Origin of the sequence: Phenylobacterium sp. (genome assembly GCF_030697305.1) — a bacterium.
Lineage (GTDB): Bacteria > Pseudomonadota > Alphaproteobacteria > Caulobacterales > Caulobacteraceae > Phenylobacterium.
Genome location: NZ_JAUYQL010000059.1, coordinates 1 through 15,162, shown reverse-complemented (window position 1 = coordinate 15,162; position 15,162 = coordinate 1). Strand labels below are relative to the sequence as shown.

At 67.6% G+C, this 15,162-nt stretch carries 15 protein-coding genes; 4 read left to right on the top strand and 11 right to left on the bottom strand.

Annotation, left to right across the window (positions count from 1 at the left end; translation table 11 throughout):
• Window positions 1–34: 34 nt before the first annotated feature.
• Window positions 35–535, top strand: a complete 501-nt coding sequence (locus Q8R27_RS06585; protein ID WP_305698261.1) for an SRPBCC domain-containing protein — start codon at window positions 35–37, stop codon at window positions 533–535.
• 64 nt (window positions 536–599) lie between these two features.
• Window positions 600–935, top strand: coding sequence for a gamma-glutamylcyclotransferase family protein (locus tag Q8R27_RS06580; RefSeq protein ID WP_305698282.1), 336 nt, complete (start codon window positions 600–602; stop codon window positions 933–935).
• A 20-nt stretch (window positions 936–955) separates the two neighbouring features.
• Here Q8R27_RS06580 and Q8R27_RS06575 read toward each other — a convergent pair whose 3' ends face one another.
• From Q8R27_RS06575 to Q8R27_RS06555, 5 genes are all read right to left on the bottom strand, one after another.
• Window positions 956–1,906 carry an aldo/keto reductase family protein gene (locus Q8R27_RS06575; protein ID WP_305698260.1) on the bottom strand — a complete coding sequence of 317 codons (951 nt, stop codon included), beginning with the start codon at window positions 1,904–1,906 and terminating at the stop codon, window positions 956–958.
• Between the two features lie 180 nt (window positions 1,907–2,086).
• A complete protein-coding gene (locus tag Q8R27_RS06570; protein ID WP_305698259.1) occupies window positions 2,087–2,332 on the bottom strand; it encodes a hypothetical protein in 246 nt (81 codons plus the stop codon).
• Between the two features lie 62 nt (window positions 2,333–2,394).
• On the bottom strand, window positions 2,395–3,609 hold the full coding sequence (locus Q8R27_RS06565) for an MFS transporter (RefSeq protein WP_305698258.1): 1,215 nt from the start codon (window positions 3,607–3,609) through the stop codon (window positions 2,395–2,397).
• A gap of 87 nt (window positions 3,610–3,696) precedes the next feature.
• Window positions 3,697–5,067 carry a M20 family metallopeptidase gene (locus Q8R27_RS06560; RefSeq protein ID WP_305698257.1) on the bottom strand — a complete coding sequence of 457 codons (1,371 nt, stop codon included), beginning with the start codon at window positions 5,065–5,067 and terminating at the stop codon, window positions 3,697–3,699.
• A gap of 92 nt (window positions 5,068–5,159) precedes the next feature.
• Window positions 5,160–5,621 (bottom strand): RidA family protein, encoded by a 462-nt coding sequence (locus Q8R27_RS06555; RefSeq protein ID WP_305698256.1) that lies wholly within the window; start codon window positions 5,619–5,621, stop codon window positions 5,160–5,162.
• A gap of 168 nt (window positions 5,622–5,789) precedes the next feature.
• Between Q8R27_RS06555 and Q8R27_RS06550 the strand changes: the two genes are divergently transcribed.
• The gene (locus tag Q8R27_RS06550; RefSeq protein ID WP_305698255.1) at window positions 5,790–7,958 is read left to right on the top strand and encodes a xanthine dehydrogenase family protein molybdopterin-binding subunit; all 2,169 of its coding nucleotides are present in this window, start codon (window positions 5,790–5,792) and stop codon (window positions 7,956–7,958) included.
• Between the two features lie 12 nt (window positions 7,959–7,970).
• Here Q8R27_RS06550 and Q8R27_RS06545 read toward each other — a convergent pair whose 3' ends face one another.
• The 4 genes from Q8R27_RS06545 to Q8R27_RS06530 form a co-directional block, all read right to left on the bottom strand.
• Window positions 7,971–8,396 (bottom strand): CBS domain-containing protein, encoded by a 426-nt coding sequence (locus Q8R27_RS06545; RefSeq protein WP_305698254.1) that lies wholly within the window; start codon window positions 8,394–8,396, stop codon window positions 7,971–7,973.
• A 67-nt stretch (window positions 8,397–8,463) separates the two neighbouring features.
• A complete protein-coding gene (locus Q8R27_RS06540) occupies window positions 8,464–9,651 on the bottom strand; it encodes an acyl-CoA dehydrogenase family protein (protein WP_305698253.1) in 1,188 nt (395 codons plus the stop codon).
• A 20-nt stretch (window positions 9,652–9,671) separates the two neighbouring features.
• On the bottom strand, window positions 9,672–10,037 hold the full coding sequence (locus tag Q8R27_RS06535; protein ID WP_305698281.1) for an AtzH-like domain-containing protein: 366 nt from the start codon (window positions 10,035–10,037) through the stop codon (window positions 9,672–9,674).
• Between the two features lie 5 nt (window positions 10,038–10,042).
• Window positions 10,043–10,825: an enoyl-CoA hydratase-related protein gene (locus Q8R27_RS06530; protein WP_305698252.1), complete on the bottom strand. Its 783-nt coding sequence runs from the start codon at window positions 10,823–10,825 to the stop codon at window positions 10,043–10,045.
• Window positions 10,826–11,037: 212 nt separating this feature from the next.
• Here Q8R27_RS06530 and Q8R27_RS06525 point away from each other — a divergent pair, with 212 nt between their 5' ends.
• On the top strand, window positions 11,038–12,033 hold the full coding sequence (locus Q8R27_RS06525) for a LysR family transcriptional regulator (protein WP_305698251.1): 996 nt from the start codon (window positions 11,038–11,040) through the stop codon (window positions 12,031–12,033).
• Between the two features lie 6 nt (window positions 12,034–12,039).
• Here Q8R27_RS06525 and Q8R27_RS06520 read toward each other — a convergent pair whose 3' ends face one another.
• Together Q8R27_RS06520 and Q8R27_RS06515 are read right to left on the bottom strand one after the other, a co-directional pair.
• On the bottom strand, window positions 12,040–14,355 hold the full coding sequence (locus tag Q8R27_RS06520; RefSeq protein ID WP_305698250.1) for a TonB-dependent receptor: 2,316 nt from the start codon (window positions 14,353–14,355) through the stop codon (window positions 12,040–12,042).
• 83 nt (window positions 14,356–14,438) lie between these two features.
• Window positions 14,439–14,849 carry a hypothetical protein gene (locus tag Q8R27_RS06515; protein ID WP_305698249.1) on the bottom strand — a complete coding sequence of 137 codons (411 nt, stop codon included), beginning with the start codon at window positions 14,847–14,849 and terminating at the stop codon, window positions 14,439–14,441.
• Window positions 14,850–15,162: the final 313 nt, after the last annotated feature.

Sequence of the window (15,162 nt, the reverse complement as noted above, 5' to 3'; positions counted from 1 at the left end):
AATCGGACGAGATTGCGAGAGAAGAGGAAGTGATATGGGCCAAAGCGGTCAACCTGAGCGGGCGAACAACCTCACCACGGTCACGCGCAAATCCGACCGCGAGATCGTTGTCACGCGAACCTTCGACAGCCCGGCGCGCGCGGTGTTCGACGCCTGGAGCCGACCGGAGCTCTTCAGGCTGTGGTGGGCGCCCAAGTCGATGGGCGCGACGCTCAGCGCGTGCGAGATCGACGCCCGCACGGGAGGCGGCTACCGGATGACGTTCGGCGACGGATCGGACTCGATGACGTTCTTCGGCCGCTACCTCGACGTAACGCCGCCCTCGCGCCTCGTCTGGACGAACGAGGAGAGCGCCGACGGGCCGGTCACCACCGTGACCTTTGAGGATCAGGGCGAGAACACGCTGCTGATCTTCAGCGAACGCTACGGCGCCGCCGAGCCTCCCGCCGACGCCGACGCCGGGATGCAGGCGATGATGTCGGAACAATTCGACCAGTTGGACGAGTTGCTCGCCTCACGGCGCCGAGCGGCGTGAGCTCGGGCGAGGCGCATCGCTTCCTAGTCGCACACGCGCGACATGCCCGGAGGTTGTGATCACGATGACGCTAAGTCTCTTCTCCTACGGCACGCTTCAGCAGGAGGGCGTGCAGATGGCGACGTTCGGCCGCCTCTTGCGCGGGAATCCCGACACGCTGATCGGCTATCGGCAAGAGTTGCTCAAGATCACCGACCCGCTGCTGATCGCCGCCGACGGCCTGCTGGCCAGTTATCCCGTCGTGGTCCCGAGCGATCAAGGCGACGCGGTTGCCGGCGTCGTGTTCGAGATCAGCCAGGCTGAACTCGAGGCCGCCGACGCCTACGAAGGGAAGGACTATCAACGCGTCGCGGTGCGCCTGAAATCGGGCCGCGAAGCGTGGGTCTATGTGAAGGCCTAGCCGACGCCGACCGCCGCAGATCAGGTCGGACGGCGGACGTGGGCGACCAGGGCTTCGGCCTTGGCGAACAACGCGGGGTCGATGACCAGGCCAGAGGCCGCAGCGTTCTCATCGAGCTGACTGGGGCGACTGGCGCCGATGATCGCCGAGGCGACGTTTGGCTGGCGCAGCACCCAGGCCAGGGAGAACTGCGTCAGCGAACAGCCCGCCTCCTGGGCCACCGGCTTCAGCTTCTGGACGGCCTCGAGGATGTCAGGCTGCAGCCAGGACTGCATCATCGAGGCCATCAAGTGGCTGACGGCGCGTGAGTCCGCAGGCGGCTGGGCGCCGGGCGCGTACTTTCCGGTCAAGACGCCCTGGGCGAGTGGCGACCAGACGATCTGGGACACCCCGTGGCCCGCGGAGATCGGGATGACCTTTTCCTCCGGCCGCCGATGCAGCAGCGAATACTGCGGCTGGCTGGAGACGAAGCGCTCGACGCCCGGCAGGGCGAACGCGGCCTCGATCTGTTCGGGCGACCATTCGGAGAAGCCGATGTAGCGGGCCTTGCCTGTGCGCACGACCTCGCTCAGCGCCTCCATCGTCTCCTCCAGCGGCGTCGCCGGGTCGTATCGATGGCACTGGTAGAGGTCCACGTAGTCGGTGCGCAGGCGCGCCAGGGAGGCGTCGATCTGCTTGCGGATCTGCACGGCGGACAGACCCCGGTCGGTCTCGCTCATCGGGAAGAACACCTTGGTCGCCAGGACGTAGCTGTCTCGCGGGCGACCGGCCAGCAACTCGCCGAGGACCGTCTCGGCCGCGCCACGGCCGTAGACATTGGCGGTGTCGATGAAATTGATCCCGAGCTCGAACGCCCGTTCGAGACAGGCTTTGGCCCCGTCGTGCTCGACGCCGACGCCGTACGTCAGCCAGGAGCCAAGGGAGATTTCAGAGACGCTGAGATCACTCGCCCCGAGCTTGCGGTACTTCATGGAGTTGTCCTTACGCGCGGGTCTACGGAGGAGCCAAGTGGGTCTCGGTTAGAGATATCGCGCGACCACCCTCACGTCTTGGCCTAGGGGCTCTGTCGCCGCATCGCCGTTTGAGCGCGCCAGGGCTCCTGATGGCCGAACCCGAGAAACAGCGCCAGCCGCCGTTTGGGCGACCAAGCGTCAGTTCGCGGTGAACGACCGGATCGACCAGCCGTCGCTGGCGATTTCGCCAGCAAACCGCTCGGCGGCGACTTGCGCATCGACGCGCGCGGCCTCCGGTTCCGCGAAGGTCCGCAGTTCGACCGCGAAGCCTTCCGGATCAAGGGCGTAGGTGACGGGCCGGCCTTTATGAAGCGTGGGGATCTGCCGGGACGGGACGTGGCCGATCGCCACAATGGAGGTCTCGGCAGACTTGTTCGCAATCATCGCGGTGGCCCTTCGCGTCCTCTCTAGGCCTAACGTCGTTGCGCGTGATGGGTTCAACGCGGTCAGACCGCCGCGAGCGCGGGTTGGGCGCGCGCGAAGGGACGGAACGTGAGCGCGATCAGGAAAGCCCCGACGCCGACGCCGCACGAGCCGATGAACAGCCACATGTATCCGGCGAAGGCGTCGTATATCAGGCCGCCCGCGACCGGGCCCGTCGCCATGCCCAGACTGCCAGCCATGGCCGTACCGCCGATGATCGTACCCATCATGTGCAGTGGGAAGTTCTCCCGCACCAGCACGGCGTAGAGCGGCATGACGCCGGAATAGATGAAGCCGAACAACGCAGCCACGGCGTAGAACCCGCCCAGGTCGCTGACTGCGGCGTAGGCCAGGGCGCCGAACGCCTGCACGAGAAGGCCTGCAACCAGGACGCGCTTGGCGCCGAACCGATCGCCGGCCACGCCGAACACGATGCGTCCACCGAGGCCTGCAATCCCTTCCAGGCTGTAGATCGACACCGCGGCCATCATCGGGATCCCGCAGGCCATCGCGTAGCTGACGGTGTGGAAGATCGGTCCCGAGTGCGTCGCGCAACAGAGGAAGTTCGTCGCCATCAGGACGAGGAACTGCGGCGATCTCAGCGCCTGCCCCACGGAGATCGCCGGCGTCGTTGCATCGCCCGCACCGTCCGCGGGCGCGACGGCGTCCAGCGCAGGCGGCCTTCGGATCAATAGCGCGGCGGGTATCATGACGACGGTGACGACACCGGCGATGATCAGCAGCGAAGCCCTCCAGTCGTGGCGCTCGATCAGCCAGGCGGCGAAGGGCGACATGGTCACCGGCGCCATGCCCATCCCGGCCGACACCAGGGACACGGCGAGACTTCGATGGGTGTCGAACCAGCCGGTGACGCAGGCCATCATCGGCGCGAAGATCGCCGCCGTGCTGCCGCCGACCATCAGTCCGAAGGCGAGCTGGAACTGGAACAGCGATGTCGTGCGGCTGGCCAGCGCCAGGCTCGACGCCAGGATCACCGAGCCGACGATCAGCACCGGGCGCGGGCCGAACCGGTCAGAGAGACCGCCCCAGGCCATGCTGCCCAACGCCATGGCGATGAAGCCGAGCGTCATGGCCCCGGACACCCCCGTCACCGACCACCCCGTATCGCGGGCGATGGACGTAAGCAGCACGGGCAGGGAGAACATCGCCCCGATCGCGACACAGCCCAGCAAACCCCCTGCGGCGACGATCACCCACCGATAGTGCGACGCGTCCATCCCGTAGCTCCGGCTACTGTTGCGGTGGCTTCCAGGCTAAGGACGCGCAGGCTCGCCGCGATCCGACATCGTCAAGGCGACAGAGCGTCAGGGCAGGTCTGCCCCGGTCGCCCGCACCTCCGCCAGGGAGCGCGTGCAGGTGTCGATGATGCTGAACACGTAGCAACGCGCCACGCGCATCATCACGTCGAGGTCGGCGCCCTCCCCGCTCAGGAAGCCGAAAGCGGGGTCGCCGGCGTGGCGGACCTCTCCGCCCAGCCGCGCGGTGGGAATGCCCCAGGTGCGCAGCACCGCCGCGTCGGTCATCCCGGAAAGCCCTGTACGGGCCCGATGAGGCGAACCCTCCACAGCCTCCCACGCCCGCATGGCCGATTGCACGATCCAGTTGGCCGGATCGGTCGCCGTACCAGGCATCGACGAGTATGGCTCCCAGGCGATGCTGATGTCGGGGTTGTCCGCCCGGAAACCGTCCACGAAGGCGGCGAACTCGCGCAGCACCTCGCGGACGTCGGAACGGGGGCTGATGCGCAGGTCCAGATAAAGGTTGCAGACGCTGGGCGAGAAGTCTGGCTTGAACGGCCAGCCGCCCTCGATCGCGCCCACGTGGCCGGGAGTAGCGACCTGGCCGTCGCTGTGACGTTCGGCGTAGCTCTCGAACCAGTCTTCGAGGGCGGGGATGAGCCTGGCCGCGTCCGAGATCGCCCGCCGGAACACCCCGCGCCGCGCGGAGTATCCGACGACGCCCTGCACGGTCAGTTTGATCCAGACGACGCCGGGCTCCTCCCAGACGACCCGGTAGCCAGGCTTGGTGCTAAGGCAGTAGTCGGCCTGCACGCCGTGACGCAGCATGTGCAGGGTTCCGATCCCCTGGCCCTCGTAGGCCTCGCCCACATAGGGGCGGCCGGCGTGCGGCGCCTGGACGCGATGGATGCCGCCGCTGACCAGGCCTACGATGACGTCGCCGCAGAGCTTCGCGCCGCTCGCCGCCACCGCCTGGGCGGCCAGGATCGCCGCCGCCGCCCCAGCCTTCGGATTGCCCGCGCCCGCGCCGTGGATCACCTCGCCATCGCGAGTCGCGACCGAGCGGAACGATGGATGGTCGAGGTCTCCAACCACCAGGCGGTCGTCGTCCGCGCCGGCGATGTAGTGATCGAAATGACCGTAGAGCAGCAGCGACGGCCCGGAACCGTCGCCACGCAGGCGACCCACCGCGTTGCCGCGCGCTGGCGACAGCGCCTGGTATTCGGCGTCCAGGCCGCCTTCCCGCATCCGCGTCACGGCGTATTCAGCGCAGGCGCGTTCACCGCCCGTGGGGCTTGGGATGTCGACCATCTCGCTGATCAGGCGTTCAAGCTGGTCCCTGTCGAGCAGGCCCCAGGCCCGCTCGATCCAGCCGAGCTGGTTGTGGGTCAGGTCGCAGGCGTTGGGCCTGACGTCGGTCGGATCAATGGCGGCCATCGCTGCCTCCCCCCAGGGTAAGACGACGATATTCATTGATGCGGGCGCGCGGCAACCGGCTGTCACGGGTCGGCGTGCGCGGGTGGCGCTGTTCAGGCGACGCGCATGATCGCCTCGATCTCGACCGGGATGCCGCCGGGCAGCGAGGCGACGCCGACGGCGGAACGGGCGTGCAGCCCACGATCGCCGAGCACCTGGACGAACAGGTCGGAGCATCCGTTGATGACTTTCGGATGCTCCCTGAAGTCCGGTGTCGCGTTCACCATCCCCAGCACCTTGATCACCTCGACCCGCTCCAGCCCGCCAGCCGCCGCCTGCGCCGCGGCAAGCAACCCCAGGCCGATCTGTCGCGCGCAGTCGTAGGCCAGCTCCACGGTGACGTCATGGCCGACCTTGCCGACGATCCGCTCGCCGTCGGCGCCTCGCGGGCCCTGCCCGGATAGAAAGATCAACTCGCCCGCCCGCTTCCAGGACATGTAGTTGGCCAGCGGGGTCACCAGGGCTGGCAATTCCAGTCCAAGGTCCCGCAGTCGCTCCAGCGGTGTAAGCGCCATGATATGCCCGTCGCCTCGCGGCCGATGTCACTGGAGGCAGGACACGCCCTCGACTGCGCCGGGTCAAGTTGCGGCGGGGCTCCGGGCATCGCGTCAATTCAAGGCTGGCGCAGACGTCCATAGATCCTAATCTGGCGGCGTCGCGTGCGACACAGGAGCTCGGGTTAGATGGCGGCGGCGACCTCGCGGCGCGACTTCCTCAAGGTGACCGCTTCAGCCGCGGGCCTTGTACTGGCCTACAGAGCCGCGCCCGCCGCACGGGCGCAGGAGGTTGCGACCCTCAGCGCCTACGTGCGCATCGGGCCAGACGGGCTGGTGACGATCATGGCCAAACATCCCGACATGGGTCAGGGCGTGGCCACGTCGCTGCCCATGCTGATCGCGGAAGAACTGGACGTGGCGTGGGAAAACGTCCGGGTCGAACAGGCGCCGGCCGACGCGGAGCTGTACGGAAATCAGCGCTCCGGAGGCAGCCGCACGATCGCGATGAACTGGGACGATCTGCGCCGCGTGGGCGCCGTGGGCCGCGCGACCCTGATCCAGGCCGCAGCGGTCGGTTGGCGATGCGCGCCGCACGAGTGTTCGACGCTTCCCGGGCACGTCGTGCACGATGCTTCCGGCCGCTCCGCGAGCTATGCGGCGCTGGCGCCGCAATGTGCGGCCCTCACTCCAATCCCCATGGACTCCGTGACGCTGAAGGCGGCGAAAGATTACCGCATCGTCGGCAAGTCCATGACCCAGCTCGCCACTCCGGCGATCGTCACCGGCAAACCGCTGTTCGGCATCGACGTGGTGCGACCCGGGATGCTGTACGCGGTCTACGAGAAAGCCCCCGTATTCCGCGCCAAGGTCGCATCCGCCGACCTGGACGCGGTCAAGGCGGTCAAGGGCGTGCGCGATGCCTTCGTCATCGAGGGCGGCGATGAACCCGACGGCCTGGTTTCCGGCGTCGCCATCGTCGCCGACAGTTGGTGGCGCGCCAACCAGGCAAGGTCCAAGCTGAACGTGCGCTGGGCCGACCACTCCGGCTCGGACCAGAGCACCGCAGGCTTCGCCCGAGTGGCCGCAGCGCTCAACCAGGGCCCGCCGCACGAGACCCTGCGCCAGGACAGCGACGTGTCCGCGGCCTGGACCAAGGCGGCGAAGACGGTTGAGGCGGCCTACGACTACCCGTTCCTGGCGCATGCGCCGCTCGAGCCGATGAACTGCACTGCAGATTATCGCGATGGACGTATTGAGCTCTGGGCGCCGACGCGCAATCCAGGCGGCGTGCGCGAGGGCGTCGCCAAGACCCTCGGGTTGCCGCTCAAGGACGTCACGGTCAACGTGGTGCGCTCCGGGGGCGCTTTCGGACGCCGCGCGCAGGTCGATGTCTACGTCGAGGCCGCGGCGATCTCCAAGCGCGTGAACGCACCGGTGAAGCTGCTGTGGACACGCGAGGACGACATCCGCCACGATTTCTATCGGCCGGCCGGATTCCATTTCCTGAAGGGCGGCGTCGACCCAGACGGGCGAGTGGTCGCCTGGCAGGACCACTTCGTGACTTTCGGCGACGCGAAGCAGGCGGCGTCGAGCGCCGGCCTGGCGCCCACGGAGTTCCCCGCGCGGTTCGTGCCCAACTGCCGGATCGTATCGTCACGGATACCGCTGAACGCGCCCACAGGGCCTTGGCGGGCCCCGGGATCCAATGCGCTCGCCTTCGTAATGCAGGCGTTCATCGACGAATTGGCGCATGCCGCAGACAAGGATCCGCTCGATTTTCGCATGCAGTTGCTCGGCGACGCCGCGGTCGTGGGAGACGGCGCGAACGCCTATGACGCAGGGCGCATGCGGGGCGTGCTGAGCGCTGTCGCCGAGATGTCCAACTGGCGCAACCGCGGGTCGCAGGGCAAGCGGACCGGCATGGGCGTGGCGTTCCACTACAGCCATGCCGGCTACTTCGCCGAGGTGGTCAAGGTGCGCGTCGACGACGACGGGCGGGTCAGACCGTTGCAGGTCTGGGTGGCGGGAGACGTGGGCTCCACGATCATCAACCCGTCGGGCGCGGACAGCCAGGTGGTCGGTTCGGTGATCGATGGCTTCTCGGCCGCGCTTCACCAGAAGATCACCATCGAAAACGGCGCGACGGTGGAGAGCAACTTCACCGACTATCCGCTGCTGCGGATCGGCGACGCGCCGCCGGTGGAGGTCCGGTTCGTGAAGACCGATAACCCGCCCACCGGCCTCGGCGAACCTGCCTTGCCGCCCGCCATTCCCGCCCTAGTCAACGCGGTGTTCGCGGCCACCGGCGTGCGCATCCGCAGCCTGCCGATCGACACCGCGCTGCTACGGGCGTGATCGCCTGTGTTGCTACTGAGTAGCGGCGGTGTCCTCGGAAATCTCTTCCAGCGTACGTCCGACGACCTTGGCGCCGTAGTCTTTGGCGATGTCGCCCAGCGACAGGATGCCGGCAAGGTTTCCCTGCTCGTTCAGCACGACCAGCCGGCGGATCTGGTGGGACCCCATCTTGGCCGATGCGTCGGCGACGTTGTCGCCTTCGGCGCAGGTCTGCACGTCGCTGGTCATGACGCCGGACACGGGACTGTCGAGGCCCACGCCGGTGGCGATGCCTCGGATGACGATATCGCGGTCGGTGACCAGCCCGATGACCTTGTCCCCGTCGGTGACGGGCACCGCGCCGCTTTCGATCTGCGCCATGACGCGCGCCACCTCGGTGAGCGTGCTGGTGGGCTTAACGGTGACCACCTGGGCGGTCATGACTTCACTGACGTTCATGGGCGTGTTCTTTCCAACTAGGCCCAGTGAACCCCTCAGACCCGCGCCTGTTCCCCCAAGCTCAGCGCTAACGACCCGCCTTACGATGCTCTGACCAGTCGCCTTTGGCGCTCGGATCGAGCTCGCGCGGCAGGCCCAGCAAGCGTTCGGAGACGACGTTCTTCATCACTTCCTGGCTGCCCACGCGCAGCGTCAGCGTCACCGCCTGCCAATAGCCCTCGTCCCAGCCGTGGTCGCCTGGGAAGCGGTCGTTGTGACCGGGGAACTGCTCCTCGCCCTCCAACATGCCCGCATGTCCGTGGACGTTCTTAGCGAGCTCCAGCACCTTCTGACCGTGGACGGTGGCCAGCATCTTCTGGATCGCCGCCTCTGGGCCGGGTGTGCGCCCGCCGATCTTGTCGCTCAAGGTGCGTAGAGCCAACAGGCGGATGAGCTCGCCCTCGATGTACAGCCCAGCTGCGCGGTCCCTAACGACGCCGTCGTCCAGTCGCCCGATCTCGCGCAGGCCGTTGATCAGATCGCGGGCCGAGGGCCCGTGGCCTTGAAGGACGCCGGCGCCGGAGATCGCCACGCGCTCGCTCTGCAGCTGCTGCATGGTTATGCGCCAGCCGTCCCCCTCCTCACCCAGTCGGTTCTCCACGGGCACGCGGACGTCGTCAAAGAACACCTCGTTGAACTCGGTCGGCACGTCGCCGCGCATGTCGGCGATCGGCCGGATGGTGATGCCTGGCGATCGCAGGTCGACGAGGAACTGGCTGAGGCCGGCGTGCTTGGCCGCATGGTCGTCGGTGCGGCAGACCAGCACGCCGATGGTCGCGCGGTGGGCTCCGGAGGTCCAGATCTTCTGGCCACGGACGATGTAGTGGTCGCCGTCCCGCGTCGCGCTGGTACGTAGGGCGGCCAAGTCGGATCCGCCCGAAGGCTCGCTGAACAGCTGGCACCAGCCGTGCTCGCCCAGTAGCGCGGGCATCAGGTACTTCTCACGCGCCTGCGGCGTGCCGTGATTCAGCAGCGCCGGTCCGCAATTGTTGTGCGCAATGATGTTGCCGGGACGCACCACGCCGGCGCGCTTCAGTTCGTCGTCGATGATGATCTGCAGCTCACCGTCCGCATCCAGCCCGTAGGGCTTGGGCCAGTGCGGCACGAGGTAGCCTACGTCGAGCAGCGCCTGCGCCGATGGCGAAGGGTGGGCGTCCAACCAAGCGCGGACCGCCAAGCGACGGGGATCGTCCTGGGCGGGAAAATCGAAATCCATGGTTCTAGCTCTCGCGCTCGCTAGCTCTCCGGCGAAACGTGGTGGGCGGCGATACGCCAGACGCCGTCTTCGCGCACCAGCACCTGCGACAACCGCCGCCGCCCAGGCGGATGATCGCCAACCGTAAAAGTGACGATGCCGGCCAGGTTGATCACGTCGTCGCCCAGGGGCGTGGCGACGATCTCGCTGAACGCCGCCTGCGGGCGATCCAGCGGAGGCAAGGCTTTGAAGTAGGCGCGGACGCCTTCCGGTCCCTGGCGCAGGGCGGGCGTCGAGCCCAGGAACAGCGCATGCCTCGAATGCAACGCGACCAGCGCCTCGATATCGCTTTCCGCGAAGGCTGCGGCCCACTGAGCGTGGGCCGCCCTGACGATATCCTGCGTCATGGCGCTCACCGGCCCGTCCAGGCAGGCGTGCGCTTCTGCGAAAACGCCAGCGGCCCCTCGACATAGTCCTGCGACTGCGCCAGCGCGACGTAGGCCGGATAGGTGCGCTGCTTGGTCATCGCCTGGGCGACGGTGTCTTCGTCCAGACCCATCATAACCGCCTGCTTGGAGGCGCGCACGGCGAGCGGGCTGCCTTCACAAATCATCTGCGCCCAGGCGCGCGCCCGTGGCATCAGGTCTGCAGCGCTGGTCACCTCGCTGACGAACCCTAGGTCCTTGGCTTCGTCCGGACCGACCCTGCGCGCGGTGAGGATCATGCTCATCGCCCGTTGCAGGCCGATCATCCGCGGCAGCCGATGCACTCCGCCCGCTCCGGCCATCAAGCCGACGCGGGGCTCAGGCAGCGCGAACAGTGCGTTCTCCGAGGCCAGGATGATGTCGCAGGCGAGCGCGATCTCGAACCCGCCGCCCATCGCCACCCCGTTGACCGCGGCGATCAACGGCTTGGTCAGGTCATAGCGCTGCGTCAGGCCGGCGAAGCCGGTGGGCGGCGCGCCCATCACCCCGCCCGAGGACTGATACTTCAGGTCGTTGCCGGCCGAGAAGCCGCGTTCGCCGGCTCCGGTGACGATGCCAACCCACTGATCCGGATCGGCCGCGAAGGCGTTGAACACCTCGTGCAGTTCGAAGCTCGCCGGCGGGTGCACGGCGTTGAGATTCTCCGGGCGATTGAGGGTGATGATGGTGATCGGGCCTTCGCGCTCGACCTTCACGAATTCATACGCCATGGATTTTTCCTCCGCCCCGGACTTCGCATCGCCGGGACAGCCCGGCTTCGGTCCGATCGCATGTGCTGATTTTATCTGTCGAACAATTGTTAGACGGGCTGGCTGTGGCGGCAAGATTCCATGTTCCGTCCGCGACGTACAGAGGCCCTGGCTAAGTTGACGGCGGGTCGTGCGAGACGCAGTCTGTGGACGAACGAAAGGCGCCGAGGACCATGTTGCGTCCGTTGCAATCTCTGGACCTCAACCTGTTGGTCGCGCTCGAGTTGCTGCTCGAGGAAGAGAACGTGACCCTGGCCGCGCGCCGCTATGGCCGCAGCGTGCCGGCCATGAGCCGGATCCTGGCGCGCCTGCGCGACATGCTGGACGACCCCCTGTTGGTGCGCGCCGGCCAGCGCCTCGCCCCCACGCCCCGAGCGCGCGCCCTGCGTCCGGTGCTGAGCAAGCTGATCGCAGACGCTCGCGCCTTGCTCGAGCCGCCGCAGTTCGACCCCGCCACCTTGGCGCGCCAGTTCACCATCCAGTCGAACGAGGATCTCGCCACATCGCTCAGCGGCGCGATCGTGCGCGCGGTCAAGACCGCGGCGCCTGGCGTGTCGCTCCGCTTCGCACCGGAAGGCCGCGAGAGCGAAGACGCGCTGCGCAACGGCCGCGTCGACCTGGAGCTAGGCTCCGGCGGCGTGCACCCGCCCGAGATCATCAGCCAGACGCTGTTTCGCCAGCGCTTCGTGGGGGCGGCGCGGGTGGGCCATCCGCTGTTCGACGCGCTGATCACGCCGCAGTCCTTCGCCGCGGTCGAGCACATCGTGCGGTCTCGTCGCGGCCAGGCCTGGGGGCCTATCGACGAGGCCCTGGGACGCCTCGGGCTCGCGCGGCGAGTGACCCTGATCGTCCCTAGCGCGCGCGCCGCGGTTTCGGTGGCGGCGCACTCCGATCTCGTGACCGCCGCGCCAGCCTCGTTCGTCCGATCGCTGATCCGAGAAGGCATGGCCGTGCACGCCTTCGACCTGCCGTTCCAGACCCCGGATCTGGCGATCGCCCAGAGCTGGCATCCCCAGTTCCAGGCCGACGCCGCCCACCGCTGGTTCCGCGACCTGGTGGCCGGCGTGATCCGGGGCAGCGTCTCGGACGGCGCGGCTTTCACTGCGACGCCGAACCTCGATCTCCCCACCCGGCGCGACGGCCGCCTGACGGCCGCCGTCGCACGCTGAGGGCGCCTAGAAGCTGTACTTCAGCTCGGCGATGTACGAGCGCCGCGGGAACGGGTGGAAGAGGATGTAGTCGCGGTCGTTGAGGTTATCGATGCCGAACGCCGCCTCCACATGGTCGTTCATCCGGTAGGCGGCACGGACGTCGACGACGAAGTAGTTGTCGAAACCCTGGTAGGTGTGGGTGACGAAGTCGGTGTTGTCGATCGTGGCGAACACCCGGTCGCTGTAGCGCGCCGCCGCCGTCAGGCTGAGCTTCTCGTTCGGCCGATAGGTGGCCACCGCCGTCCAGCGGTACTCGGGCACCTGCGGTATGCGCTTGCCCTCCGCGGCGCGAAACGCCGGGTCCTTGTCGATCTTGGCGTCGACGTAGGAGGCGCTGGCCTGGACGCTCAGTCCCTCGATCAGCACGTCGTTCAGTTCGCCGACGATCTCGACGCCGCGCGAGTGCACCTTGTCGACGTTCTGGATGTAGGAGACCAGAACTGACGACCCCGGCGTGATCGGCGCGGTCTGTGAGATCAGCGCATCATCCACGTCCTCTGTGAACAGCGACACCCGCACCCTGCCCGCTTCGAAGCGCCGTTCGAGCGACAGTTCCGACGAGATGGCGTGCTCCGGCTTCAGCAGGGGATTGGGCGAGGACAGCGTGTTGCCGGTGGTCACCGCCTGATAGAGTTCAGCGACGGTCGGGAAGCGGTAGGCCACGCCCACCGAGGCGGTGGCGCGCCAGTCGTCGTTCGGCGACCACTTCAGCACCGCCTTCGGCGACACCTTGTCGGACTTGAGCCCGGGCTGGGCCACGTTCAGCGCCGGTGTCAGCGAGTAGTTGATCCCCTTCGACGCCTCCCACGCTTCGTAGCGCGCGCCCAGTGTCAGGTCGAAGGCGTCGGAGAGCTTGATCAGGTCCTCGGCCCACAGAGACTTGGTCTCGGTCTGGCCGCGCGAGGCGCTGGCCAGCGCCCCCTTGGGGCCGGATCGCCAATCCGTGGTGTTGAACCGCTGGTTCGCAAGCTTGTAGCGATCCCAATGCGCGCCCAAGCGGATCGCGTGCATTCCTTCGACGCCGGTCGGGCGCACGATCACGCTGCCATCCAGGGTCTTCCATCCCGTGCCGCTCAAGTCGACGATGGCGCCCGCGACGTTCGGCGCGGCCAGGGTCGGCACGGCGTTGGGGATGCGCTGCTCGTCCTTGTCGAAGTCGTAGTTGGTGGCGACGAAGGCCCAGCTGAATCGCTCACCGGCCGCGCCCTTCATCGACAGCGCCTCCATCCAGTGGGCTTCCTCCAGATGGTAGAAGCCATTGGCGATGGCGCTCGCGGCGATGTTGTAGCTGTAGCCGCCGACGTTGACCGCGCCGGAGTAGACCGGCGCGCCAGCCGCGTTGGTCAGGTAGCTCTGGCCCGCCGCGTCATTGTCATGACCGAAATAGCCCACCAGCAGCGTCGCATTCACGTCGCTGGTCACGTCCCAGGACAGTTTGACCTTGGCGTTGTTCTGCGTCTGGTCCTCCAGGCCGCCCGCGCCGACCACCAGGATGGGCTGGCCCAGCCGGTTGACGTCGACGAAGCCGCCGCTCACCGCGGTCCCGGCCGTGCTCGTGGCGGCCGGACGCGCCAACGTGGCGTAGGTCAGCGGCTGGCTCTCGCTCTCCAGGTGGTTGAAGCTCAGCCACCAGGCGAAAGGACCGCGCCGGTCGCCGATCGTGGCCCCTGCGTCATAGGTCCGGTAGGTCCCGCTGGTGGCGTACTGAGAGAAGTCCGTGGTCGAGACCTGCGCCTTAGCGCTCGCCTCGAAAGCCTTGGGCAGGCGGGTGGTGATCTCCATCACCGCGCCCATCGAGTTGCCGGGATAGGCCGCGGAGAACGGGCCGAAGCGGGCTTCGATGTGATCCACCTCTTCCGGCGCCACCATCCCCCATCGCGGCGAACCGATGGTGTTGTTGTTGGCGACCAGCGCCGACAGCAGCACCCCGTCGGCATAGATCAGTGCGCGGGCGCTGGAGCCGACGCCCGACGTCCGGGTGGTGATCGGCGCCTGGGTGTCGCCGATGTGACGGCGACGCACGAAGATGTTCGGCAGGTACTTCAGCGTGTCCTCGACCGTGACCGCGTTCACGGTGTCCTCGATCTGCGACTTGCTGAGCTGGATGATCGATAGCGGCTCGCCGACCTTGCCGGCGCCGACACCCTGGACGATGACGCCCGAGATGGTGACGCCGTCCGTGGCGTCGGATGCGGCGCTGGCCTCCGCGGCGAAGGCGGCGGGCGCGCTGAACAGGGCGGCGCTCGCGGCGCTCGCCATCAGCCATTGTAGTTTCGACATGTCAGATCCCCCGGCGGGCCGGCGGCCTCGCCATGCAGTTGGTTTGCGCAGCCGTCAGGAACGGCGCAGCGGCGTCTAATGGGTCAGACCTGGGGGGACGGAGGGCCGCGGATGTCGGGCTTGAGACTTGCGGGCTTCGAGCGGGGCGCAGCATGCGCCGGCGTTTGCAGCAGAGTCTGCGACGAAGTCAGCGGATGGCTGAAGGTGACCCCGAGCGGCGGTGATGGAAGCGCCGCGTCGTAGAAGGCCGCCTGGCAACAGTCGCGGTCGCAGTCCGACATGTCGCCAGTCGGCGCGCCATGCTTCGAATGATCGGCATCAGGCGCAGCGACATGCGACACGGACGCCGCCATGCCCATGTCGCCGCAATCATGCGGCATAGGCATGGCGGCGCGAGCGGGCGAGGCCGACTGGCAGAACAGGGCCAGCAGCAGCCAGACGACCAACCACGGCCGCCGCGCCCCGCCGCCCAAAGTCTTGGCGCCGCTACTCATCATTCAGCCCACAGCCGTCACCGACTCGCCGAGCCCCCTCGGCGCCGCAGTCGATCCTGCGACTATACCCGCCAGTGAGCCAAAAGTTCTTGCGGCGACGCAATCTTCCCTGGCGCCGCCTCGAGCTGATATCGACTTGCACACTGACAGCCTGCTCGCAGAAGGCTAAGCTGACGCTGATGACCAGCGAAAACCGTGAAGGCGACCTGACTGAGCACTTCTCGGAGGACCTCGCTGCGATCGCCCTCATCGATGTGATCCCGAAAATCCTCTAGGTCGTGTTCCGCACGACGGGCATGGGTTTCGCCGCGGT

Bases quoted from the DNA above. Each gene is read 5' to 3' on its own strand.
- Q8R27_RS06585 (WP_305698261.1), top strand. From the start codon at position 35: ATGGGCCAAAGCGGTCAACCTGAGCGGGCGAACAACCTCACCACGGTC.
- Q8R27_RS06580 (WP_305698282.1), top strand. From the start codon at position 600: ATGACGCTAAGTCTCTTCTCCTACGGCACGCTTCAGCAGGAGGGCGTG.
- Q8R27_RS06575 (WP_305698260.1), bottom strand. From the start codon at position 1,906: ATGAAGTACCGCAAGCTCGGGGCGAGTGATCTCAGCGTCTCTGAAATC.
- Q8R27_RS06570 (WP_305698259.1), bottom strand. From the start codon at position 2,332: ATGATTGCGAACAAGTCTGCCGAGACCTCCATTGTGGCGATCGGCCAC.
- Q8R27_RS06565 (WP_305698258.1), bottom strand. From the start codon at position 3,609: ATGGACGCGTCGCACTATCGGTGGGTGATCGTCGCCGCAGGGGGTTTG.
- Q8R27_RS06560 (WP_305698257.1), bottom strand. From the start codon at position 5,067: ATGGCCGCCATTGATCCGACCGACGTCAGGCCCAACGCCTGCGACCTG.
- Q8R27_RS06555 (WP_305698256.1), bottom strand. From the start codon at position 5,621: ATGGCGCTTACACCGCTGGAGCGACTGCGGGACCTTGGACTGGAATTG.
- Q8R27_RS06550 (WP_305698255.1), top strand. From the start codon at position 5,790: ATGGCGGCGGCGACCTCGCGGCGCGACTTCCTCAAGGTGACCGCTTCA.
- Q8R27_RS06545 (WP_305698254.1), bottom strand. From the start codon at position 8,396: ATGAACGTCAGTGAAGTCATGACCGCCCAGGTGGTCACCGTTAAGCCC.
- Q8R27_RS06540 (WP_305698253.1), bottom strand. From the start codon at position 9,651: ATGGATTTCGATTTTCCCGCCCAGGACGATCCCCGTCGCTTGGCGGTC.
- Q8R27_RS06535 (WP_305698281.1), bottom strand. From the start codon at position 10,037: ATGACGCAGGATATCGTCAGGGCGGCCCACGCTCAGTGGGCCGCAGCC.
- Q8R27_RS06530 (WP_305698252.1), bottom strand. From the start codon at position 10,825: ATGGCGTATGAATTCGTGAAGGTCGAGCGCGAAGGCCCGATCACCATC.
- Q8R27_RS06525 (WP_305698251.1), top strand. From the start codon at position 11,038: ATGTTGCGTCCGTTGCAATCTCTGGACCTCAACCTGTTGGTCGCGCTC.
- Q8R27_RS06520 (WP_305698250.1), bottom strand. From the start codon at position 14,355: ATGTCGAAACTACAATGGCTGATGGCGAGCGCCGCGAGCGCCGCCCTG.
- Q8R27_RS06515 (WP_305698249.1), bottom strand. From the start codon at position 14,849: ATGAGTAGCGGCGCCAAGACTTTGGGCGGCGGGGCGCGGCGGCCGTGG.